At 74.6% G+C, this 9,117-nt stretch carries 8 protein-coding genes and 1 pseudogene; 3 read left to right on the top strand and 6 right to left on the bottom strand.

Features of this window, described 5'->3' with window-relative positions; translation table 11 throughout:
* The 3 genes from MHW47_RS27470 to MHW47_RS27480 form a co-directional block, all read right to left on the bottom strand.
* A partial coding sequence (locus MHW47_RS27470; RefSeq protein ID WP_239226457.1) for a ribonuclease D occupies nt 1-993 on the bottom strand: 993 nt, incomplete at its 3' end.
* A gap of 140 nt (nt 994-1,133) precedes the next feature.
* On the bottom strand, nt 1,134-1,796 hold the full coding sequence (locus tag MHW47_RS27475) for a response regulator transcription factor (protein WP_239226458.1): 663 nt from the start codon (nt 1,794-1,796) through the stop codon (nt 1,134-1,136).
* A gap of 254 nt (nt 1,797-2,050) precedes the next feature.
* Nucleotides 2,051-2,710: a DUF3000 domain-containing protein gene (locus MHW47_RS27480; protein ID WP_239226459.1), complete on the bottom strand. Its 660-nt coding sequence runs from the start codon at nt 2,708-2,710 to the stop codon at nt 2,051-2,053.
* A gap of 92 nt (nt 2,711-2,802) precedes the next feature.
* Here MHW47_RS27480 and hemE point away from each other — a divergent pair, with 92 nt between their 5' ends.
* The gene (gene hemE / locus MHW47_RS27485; protein WP_239226460.1) at nt 2,803-3,876 is read left to right on the top strand and encodes a uroporphyrinogen decarboxylase; all 1,074 of its coding nucleotides are present in this window, start codon (nt 2,803-2,805) and stop codon (nt 3,874-3,876) included.
* Between the two features lie 24 nt (nt 3,877-3,900).
* On the opposite strand, the gene MHW47_RS27490 is transcribed toward hemE, so the two are convergent.
* Both MHW47_RS27490 and MHW47_RS27495 read right to left on the bottom strand, forming a co-directional pair.
* A complete protein-coding gene (locus MHW47_RS27490) occupies nt 3,901-5,283 on the bottom strand; it encodes an FAD-dependent oxidoreductase (protein ID WP_239226461.1) in 1,383 nt (460 codons plus the stop codon).
* Between the two features lie 65 nt (nt 5,284-5,348).
* A complete protein-coding gene (locus tag MHW47_RS27495) occupies nt 5,349-6,290 on the bottom strand; it encodes a DUF4349 domain-containing protein (protein ID WP_239226462.1) in 942 nt (313 codons plus the stop codon).
* Between the two features lie 126 nt (nt 6,291-6,416).
* Between MHW47_RS27495 and hemG the strand changes: the two genes are divergently transcribed.
* Both hemG and hemQ read left to right on the top strand, forming a co-directional pair.
* Nucleotides 6,417-7,889 (top strand): protoporphyrinogen oxidase, encoded by a 1,473-nt coding sequence (hemG, locus tag MHW47_RS27500; RefSeq protein WP_239226463.1) that lies wholly within the window; start codon nt 6,417-6,419, stop codon nt 7,887-7,889.
* Between the two features lie 4 nt (nt 7,890-7,893).
* Nucleotides 7,894-8,628, top strand: coding sequence for a hydrogen peroxide-dependent heme synthase (hemQ, locus tag MHW47_RS27505; protein ID WP_239226464.1), 735 nt, complete (start codon nt 7,894-7,896; stop codon nt 8,626-8,628).
* 144 nt (nt 8,629-8,772) lie between these two features.
* Here the strand turns inward: hemQ and MHW47_RS27510 are convergent.
* Nucleotides 8,773-9,117 (bottom strand): annotated as a pseudogene (locus tag MHW47_RS27510) (TIGR04222 domain-containing membrane protein); the annotation flags it as partial.

Below are 9,117 nucleotides of genomic sequence, written 5' to 3' on the forward strand. Positions count from 1 at the left end.
GGCCTGGCCGGGCTGCGGCAGCTCCGCGTCGGGCAGCGCCTTGGCCCGGTCCACAGCGGCCTGCCACTGCTCCAGCTGGCGCCGTCCCATGCGCGGGCCGAAGCCGGGCAGGGCGGTCAGCGCGTGCACGTTGGGCGGCAGCGCGAGCGCGGCCTCGATGATCGCGGCGTCCCCGAGCACCTTGCCGGGCGAGATGTCGCGGCGCCGGGCGATCCGGTCCCGGGCGTTCCACAGCTCCCGGACCACCGCCATCTGCCGGCGGCGGCGGACCTTGTGCATCCCGGAGGTGCGGCGCCAGGGGTCCTGGCGCGGGGGAGCGGGCGGCGCCGAGGCGATGGCGTCGAACTCCTCGCGGGCCCAGCCGAGCTTGCCCTGCCGGTCGAGCTCGTCCTCCAGGGCGTTGCGCAGGTCGATGAGGAGTTCGACGTCGAGCGCGGCGTAGCGCAGCCAGGGCTCGGGCAGCGGGCGGGTGGACCAGTCGACGGCGGAGTGGCCCTTCTCCAGGGAGTAGCCGAGGACGTTCTCGACCATGGCGCCGAGGCCGACCCGCGGGAACCCGGCCAGCCGCCCGGCCAGCTCGGTGTCGAAGAGCCCGGTCGGCGTCATCCCTATCTCGCGCAGGCACGGCAGGTCCTGCGTCGCCGCGTGCAGAATCCACTCGGTGCCGCGCAGGGCCTCGCCGAGACCGGACAGGTCGGGGCAGCCCACGGGATCCACGAGCGCGCTGCCCGCGCCGTCGCGGCGCAGCTGTACGAGATAGGCGCGCTGGCCGTAGCGGTAGCCGGACGCCCGTTCGGCGTCCACGGCCACCGGGCCGGAGCCCGCCGCGAAGGCGGCGATCACCCGGGCGAGGTCGTCGTCGGAGGCCACCACCGGCGGAAGGCCCTCGCGTGGTGCGAGCAAGGGGATCGGCGCCGGGGCGACGTCGTCCGGGGGAGCGCCCCCGGTGGTTCGCAGTGATGTGTCTGCTGCGGTCTCTTGGGCGTCGGTCACGTGTCAAGGGTATCTGTGCGTGCGCGGCGCCCGCCGACGGAACGTTCCGTCGGCAGGCGCCGATGCGCGTATTCCAGCCGGTTGCGTACACGGCGCACCGGCGGGTGCGGTGGAGCGGGTGGGTCGGTGAGGGGGTGGGGTCAGTGGATGATGCCCGTTCGCAGGGCCACGGCGACCATGCCGGCGCGGTCCCCGGTGCCGAGCTTGCGGGCGATGCGGGCGAGGTGGCTCTTGACGGTGAGGGCGGACAGGCCCATCGAGACGCCGATGGCCTTGTTGGACTGGCCCTCGGCGACGAGCCGGAGCACCTCCACCTCGCGGCCGGAGAGCTCGCGGTAGCCGCCCGGGTGGCTCGGGGAGCCGGGGGGCCGGCGGTGCATACGGGCGGCGGTGGCGCCGATGGGGACGACGCCGGGACGGGCCGGGTGGCCGATATTGGTACGGGTGCCGGTGACGACGTAGCCCTTGACGCCGCCCGCGAGGGCGTTGCGCACGGCGCCGATGTCGTCGGCTGCGGACAGGGCCAGGCCGTTGGGCCAGCCGGCGGCTCGGGTTTCGGACAGCAGGGTCAGCCCGGAACCATCGGGCAGGTGGACGTCGGCAACGCAGATGTCGCGCGGGTTGCCGACGCGGGGACGGGCCTCCGCGATGGACGACGCCTCGATGACGTCACGTACTCCGAGGGCCCACAGATGGCGGGTGACGGTGGAACGGACGCGCGGGTCGGCCACGACGACCATGGCCGTCGGCTTGTTCGGGCGGTAGGCGACCAGGCTTGCGGGCTGCTCGAGGAGAACGGACACCAGGCCTCCTGGGGGGAGTGGCGGGACGGGCCGGCTCGGGGATGAAGCCGGGGCGAACCGTGCTTGAAGGGTCATTGACTCCTTCGGCAGTACACGCCTGCTCCTTTAGGGGAAGATCACGAATTCATGCGTAACAATTCGGGCAAATAGGACGCGCGATCGATTGTACGAATGTCTTGCCGGTGGCCGAAAGTGAGCGCGCCCGGGTCGCGGGGCCTTGCGACCCCCGCCACCCGGGCGCGGAAATCGGCGGGCTACGGGACCTGGGGGCCGCGCCGCTGGGGCAGCGTCACCACCGCCGCGTCCGGCGGACCGGACGGCGGCAACCCCGCGATCTGGCACAGCAGATCGCCCCACGCCACCAGATGCGCCGCCGCGTCCGGCACCCCGCCGCGCCCCTCGCGCGGGGTCCAGGACGCCCGGATCTCGATTTGCGTCGCCGGCCGCCGGGTCTCCAGCGCGCCGAAGTAGTGCGAGCCCGCCATCGTCACCGTGCCGCCGGCCTCCCCGTAGAAGAGCCCGCGCGCCTCCAGCGCCCCGGTCAGCCAGGACCAGCACACCTCCGGCAGCAGCGGGTCGGCGGCCATCTCCGGCTCCAGCTCGGCCCGCACCAGCGTCACCAGGCGGAAGGCCCCCTGCCACGCCTCGTGCCCCGCCGGGTCGTGGAGCAGGACCAGCCGGCCGTCCGCGAGATCGTCCTCGCCGTCGACGACCGCGGCCTCCAGCGCGTACGCGTGCGGCGCGAGCCGTTTCGGCGGCCGGGTCGGCTCCACCTCCAGCTCGGGACGCAGCCGCGCCGCGCGCAGCGCGTCCACCGCCGCACGGAACGCGGACGGAACGGCGGCACCCTCCGCGCCGTCCGTGCCGTCAGCGCCATCGGATTGACCGGAGATGTGTCCCTGAGCCGCAGCCATGCGGGGAAGAGTAGGCGGAATGCGGGCCCGGCGTGCGGAAGGACACCCGTGCGGGGGCGGGGTCGTTGTGCGCACGTGCGAAGATTCCTTACGTGAGTGCCAACGACCGCCCCTCCGGGCAGCTGACCCAGACTTCCGCCACCTACGACTCGGCGTTCCTCAAGGCCTGCCGCCGCGAGCCGGTGCCGCACACGCCGGTCTGGTTCATGCGTCAGGCGGGACGCTCGCTGCCCGAGTACCTGAGGGTGCGCGAAGGCATCCCGATGCTCGACTCCTGCATGATGCCGGAGCTGGTCGCCGAGATCACGATGCAGCCCGTCCGCCGCCACGCGGTGGACGCCGCGATCTACTTCAGCGACATCGTCGTGCCCCTCAAGGCCATCGGCATCGACCTCGACATCAAGCCCGGCGTCGGCCCCGTCGTCGCCGAGCCGTTCCGCACCCGCGCCGACCTGGCCCGGCTGCGCGACCTCACGCCCGAGGACGTCCCGTACGTCACCGAGGCCATCGGGCTGCTCACCGCCGAGCTGGGGGCCACCCCGCTCATCGGCTTCGCGGGCGCCCCGTTCACACTCGCGAGCTACCTCGTGGAGGGCGGCCCGTCCCGCAACCACGAGCACACCAAGGCCATGATGTACGGCGACCCGCAGCTGTGGGCCGACCTGCTCGACCGGCTCGCCGAGATCACCGGCGCCTTCCTCAGGGTCCAGATCGAGGCCGGCGCCTCGGCCGTCCAGCTCTTCGACTCCTGGGTCGGCGCCCTCGCCCCCGCCGACTACCGGCGCTCGGTGCTGCCCGCCTCCGCGAAGGTGTTCGACACCGTCGCCCCGTACGGGGTGCCCCGCATCCACTTCGGCGTCGGCACCGGCGAACTGCTCGGCCTGATGGGCGAGGCCGGTGCGGACGTCGTCGGCGTGGACTGGCGCGTCCCGCTGGACGAGGCGGCCCGCCGCGTCGGCCCCGGCAAGGCGCTCCAGGGCAACCTCGACCCGGCGGTGCTGTTCGCGCCGACCCCCGCGGTGGAGGCCAAGGCGCAGGAGGTGCTGGACGCGGCGGCCGGCCTGGAGGGACACGTCTTCAACCTGGGCCACGGCGTCATGCCGAACATGGACCCCGACGCGCTGACCCGCCTCGTCGAGTACGTCCACACCCGCACCGCCCGCTGAACCACCGCCGCAGGCGGGCCCCGCTCAGGCGGAGCCCGCCTTCCGCAGCACCGACACGGTCTTGCGGGCGGCCACCAGGACGGGATCCCAGACCGGCGAGAACGGCGGCGCGTACCCCAGGTCCAGGGCGGTCATCTGCTCCACCGTCATCCCGGCCGTGAGCGCCACCGCCGCCACGTCCACCCGCTTCGCCGCGCCCTCGCGGCCCACGATCTGCACGCCGAGCAGCCGGCCCGTCCGGTACTCCGCGAGCATCTTCACCTTCATCGGCCGCGCGTCCGGGTAGTAGCCCGCCCGGCTCGTGGACTCGATCGTCGCCGTCACGTACCGCAGCCCCACCGCCCGCGCGTCCTTCTCGCGCAGCCCGGTCCGGGCGATCTCCAGGTCGCACACCTTGCTCACCGCCGTGCCCACCACACCCGGGAACGTGCCGTAGCCGCCGCCCACGTTGGAGCCGATGACCTGGCCGTGCTTGTTGGCGTGGGTGCCGAGCGCGATGTGCCGGGTGTGGCCCGCCACCAGGTCCAGCACCTCCACACAGTCGCCGCCCGCCCAGATGTCCGCGTGCCCGGTGACCCGCATCGACAGATCGGTGAGCAGCCCGCCGTGCGGCCCCAGCGGCAGCCCGGCAGCCGCCGCCAGCTCCGTCTCCGGCCGCACCCCGATGCCGAGCACCACCACGTCCGCCGGATACTCCGCGGCGTCCGTGACCACCGCGGCGGCCCGGCCGTCCGGCCCGGTCCTGACCCCGGTCACCTCCGCGCCGTTCACCGTCGTGATCCCGAGCCCGTCCATGGCCTCGTGGACCAGGCGCCCCATGTCCGGGTCGAGCGTCGCCATCGGCTGCTCGCCCCGGTTGAGCACGGTCACCTCGAAGCCGCGGTTCAGCATCGCCTCGGCCATCTCGACCCCGATGTAGCCCGCGCCGACGACCACCGCCCGCCGGCCCTCCGTCCGGTCCAGGGTGTCCAGCAGCGCCTGCCCGTCGTCGAGGGTCTGCACCCCGTGCACCCCCGGCGCGTCCATGCCCGGCAGCGCCGGACGCACCGGCCGGGCCCCGGTCGCGATCACCAGCTTGTCGTAGCCGGTCCAGTACGCCTCGCCGGACTCCCGGTCCAGGGCGCGCACCCGCCGCCCCGCCACATCGATCTCCGTGACCTCGGTGCGGGTGCGCAGATCGATGTCGCGGGCCCGGTGCTCCTCGGGCGTCCGGGCGATCAGGTCGTCCCGGTCGGTCACGTCGCCGCCGACCCAGTACGGGATGCCGCAGGCGGAGTACGAGGTGAACCGGCCCCGCTCGAAGGCGGTGATGCTCAGCTCGTCCGGGCCCCTGAGCCGCCGGGCCTGGGACGCGGCGGACATCCCCGCCGCGTCCCCGCCGATGACCACCAGTCGTTCCGCCGCCATGCCAGTCCCTCCGACGCTCGTCGATAGGGCCCCACGCTACGGCGCGCCCCGCCCCGGCCGCGTACTCAGCCCTCGCCGGACGGCCCGCGCCGCCGCACCCGACGGCGCGTCAGCCGCCACAGCACGGCCAGGGCAGCCACCACGGCGACGAACGGGGCGGTCGCGCCCACGGCCATCGCCAGCCAGCGCAGCATCGTCACGAAGGCGTGCCAGCCCCCGGCGACGGCGTCCAGGAAGCCGGGGTCGTCGTCCGCCGCCCCGTCCGCCGCCTCCGGCTCCGTCAGGTCCAGCGTGATCGTCGCCAGCGTCGTACGGTCCTTGAGGGACGCCTGCTGGGCGAGCAGCGACTCCAGGGCCGCCTGACGGCTGCTCAGCTCCCCCTCCAGGGTGACCACGTCGGCCAGCTTGTCGGCCCGCTCCATCAGCTCGCGCACCCGCGCCACACTGGCCCGCTGGGTGGCGATCCGGCTCTCGGTGTCCACCACCTGGTCGGTGACGTCCTTGGCCGCCGAGGTACGGGAGACCAGCTTCCCCGTGCCCGACAGCTCCCGCAGCACCTCGTCGTACGCCTCCTGCGGGACGCGCAGCACGAGGTGCGAGGAGTCGCGCTCCCCGTCGATCCGCTCCGTGGTCTCCTTCTCGACCAGTCCGCCCGCGTCCCGCACCGCCGTACGGGCCCGCGCGGCCGCCTTCGAGGCGCTGGCCACCTCCACGGAGAGCGAGGCGGTCCGGATGACGTGGGCCGCGGCCGGTCTCGGAGTCCTCGGCTTCCCCTCCTGCCGTTCGCCGGCCGCCGCCGGGGCACCGGCGGCATCAGCCTTCGCCGCCTCGGCGCCCTTGTCCTGCCGGGCCGCGGAGTAGCCCCGGTCGTCGCTCGCCGAGCCGCCGTCACCGCTCGCGCCGCAGCCGCTCAGCGCGAGCACGGCCGCCAGCAGCGCGGCGGCCGGCACGGTACGCGACGCGCGGGCGGCCCGGCCGCCGGCGCGGGCGAAGGATGTTCCCTGCATAACTGTCCCCCCAGGACGGGTGATCGGTGTCGCGGATAGGACGTGCGGAGGGCGCCGCAGGACCCGGCGCACCGGTATCGAAGCGGTCACGGTCGGGCCCCGGAACCGGTTTGAGAGAGTGGGACCATGCAGTCATCCACGCACCCCGCCGACCCGGCCCCCCGCCACGTCGTCGTCATCGGCGGCGGAATCGCCGGACTCGCGGCCGCCCACCGGCTCGTCGGCGCCGGGCTGGAGGTCACCGTCCTGGAGGGGACCGACCGGCTCGGCGGCAAGCTCATGACCGGCGACGTCGCGGGCGTCCGGGTCGACCTCGGCGCCGAGTCGATGCTCGCCCGCCGCCCCGAATCGGTCGACCTGGCCCGCGCCGTGGGCCTCGGCGACCGCCTCCAGCCGCCCGCCACCGCCAGCGCGGCGCTGTGGACCCGCGACGCGCTGCGCCCCATGCCCACCGGCCACGTGATGGGCGTGCCGGGCGACCCGTCGGTCCTGGGCGGCGTCCTGTCGCCCGAGGGCCTGGCCCGGATCGCCGAGGACCGCGAACTGCCCGCCACCCCCGTCGGCGACGACGTCGCCGTGGGGGCGTACGTCGCGGACCGGCTGGGCCGCGAGGTGGTGGACCGGCTGGTGGAGCCGCTGCTCGGCGGCGTGTACGCGGGCGACGCCTACCGGATCTCGATGCGCGCCGCCGTGCCGCAGCTCTTCGAGGCGGCCCGGCAGGGCGGCCCGCTGCTCGACGGGGTTGCCCGGCTCCAGGAGCGGGCCGCCGCCCGACGGCAGGACGGGCCCGTCTTCCAGGGCATCGAGGGCGGCCTCGGCACCCTGCCCGTCGCCGTCGCCGACGCCGTGCGCGCCGGGGGCGGCCGGATCCTCACCGAGACCCCCGTGCTGGGCCTCACCCGTACCGCCACCGGCTGGGACGTCCGCACCGACACGCGGGTCATCGCCGCCGACGGTGTCGTCCTGGCCGTGCCCGCCTGGTCCGCCGCCACGCTGCTCGCCGCCGAGTCCCCGGACGCGTCGGCCGAACTGGCGGACGTCGAGTACGCGTCGATGGCCCTGATCACCATGGCGTTCCGGCGTTCCGACGTGACCGGGGCGGCCTTCGCCGGGCGCTCCGGCTTCCTGGTGCCGCCGGTCGACGGACACACCATCAAGGCCGCCACCTTCTCCACCCACAAGTGGCGCTGGGTCGACGACGCGGCCCCCGACCTGTTCGTGCTGCGGACCTCCGTGGGCCGCTACGGCGAGGAGGAGCACCTGCACCGCGAGGACGGCGAGCTGGCCGGGCTGGCCCTGCGCGACCTCGCCGCCGCCACCGGGCTCACCGCCCGGCCCGTCGGGAGCGCGGTCACCCGCTGGATCGGCGGGCTGCCGCAGTACCCGGTGGGGCACCTCGGCCGGGTCGCCCGCATCCGCGACGCGGTCGCGAAACTGCCCGCGCTGCGCGTGTGCGGGGCCGTGTACGACGGCGTCGGCATCCCCGCCTGCGTGGCGAGCGCCCACCGCGCGGCGGACGAGATCGCCGGGGACCTCGGCGGGGAGATCACCGCCACGCCGACCCTGGTTCAGGGCACTCGGAGCGAGGCGGGACAATAGCCGTATGAGTGCTCCCGAGACTGAGACATCAAGCAAGGTTCCGAACGCCGGCAAGAAGGCCAAGGACCTCAACGAGGTCATCCGCTACACGCTGTGGTCCGTCTTCAAGCTGCGCGACGTCCTGCCCGCCGACACGGACCGCGCCGCCGTCGCCGGCGAGGTCCAGGAGCTGTTCGACCAGCTCGCGGCCAAGGACATCACCATCCGCGGCACGTACGACGTCTCGGGCCTGCGCGCCGACGCCGACCTGCTGATCTGGTGGCACGCGGAGACCGCGGACGCGCTGCAGGAGGCGTACAACCTCTTCCGCCGCACCCGGCTCGGCCGGCACCTGGAGCCGGTCTGGTCGAACATGGCGCTGCACCGCCCCGCCGAGTTCAACAAGTCGCACATCCCGGCCTTCCTCGCCGACGAGACGCCGCGCGACTACGTCAGCGTGTACCCCTTCGTGCGCTCGTACGAGTGGTACCTGCTGGCCGACGAGGACCGCCGCCGCATGCTCGCCGACCACGGCAAGATGGCGCGCGGCTACCCGGACGTGCGCGCCAACACCGTCGCCTCGTTCGCCCTCGGCGACTACGAGTGGCTGCTGGCCTTCGAGGCGGACGAACTGCACCGCATCGTCGACCTGATGCGCCACCTGCGGGGCGCCGAGGCGCGGTTGCACGTCCGCGAGGAGGTCCCCTTCTTCACCGGCCGGCGCAAGTCGGTCGCGGACCTGGTGGCAGGGCTCGCGTAGCGAGCGGGTTCCCGGCCACCCCAACCCGGAAGATCAGACGGCGGGTCACCGGCGCGGCACCCCGCGTCTTCCCGCCGGTCCAGCGACACCGGGTTCGGCTCAGCGGTGCGGCGCGCGCACGTCCTGCGCGCGCCGCACCGTTCGTCATACCGCGGCCCGGCGTACGCGCCGGCTCGCCAGGGCCGCCCGCAGCGCCGGGTCGTCCACCGCGTCCACCCCGCACACGGCGACCGTCACCAGCGTGTCGCCCGTCGCGCCGTCCCCCGGCACCGCACACGCCTCCAGCAGCCGCTGACCGGCGGGGGAGGCCCAGGAACCGTACGGGTGCGCCTCGAAGCGGGCGATCGCCAGGCAGCCGAGGGCCGCCGCCAGCGGCGGCGCGAACCACAGCAGCGTGGTGTCCGGGCCCCCGGACGCGAGCAGGCTCAGCCCGCCCAGCGCGGCCACCAGCAGCGCCGCCCCGCGCACCGCCCGCACCGCCGAGGCCAT

This window comes from Streptomyces sp. OfavH-34-F, from assembly GCF_022347745.1.
Lineage (GTDB): Bacteria > Actinomycetota > Actinomycetes > Streptomycetales > Streptomycetaceae > Streptomyces.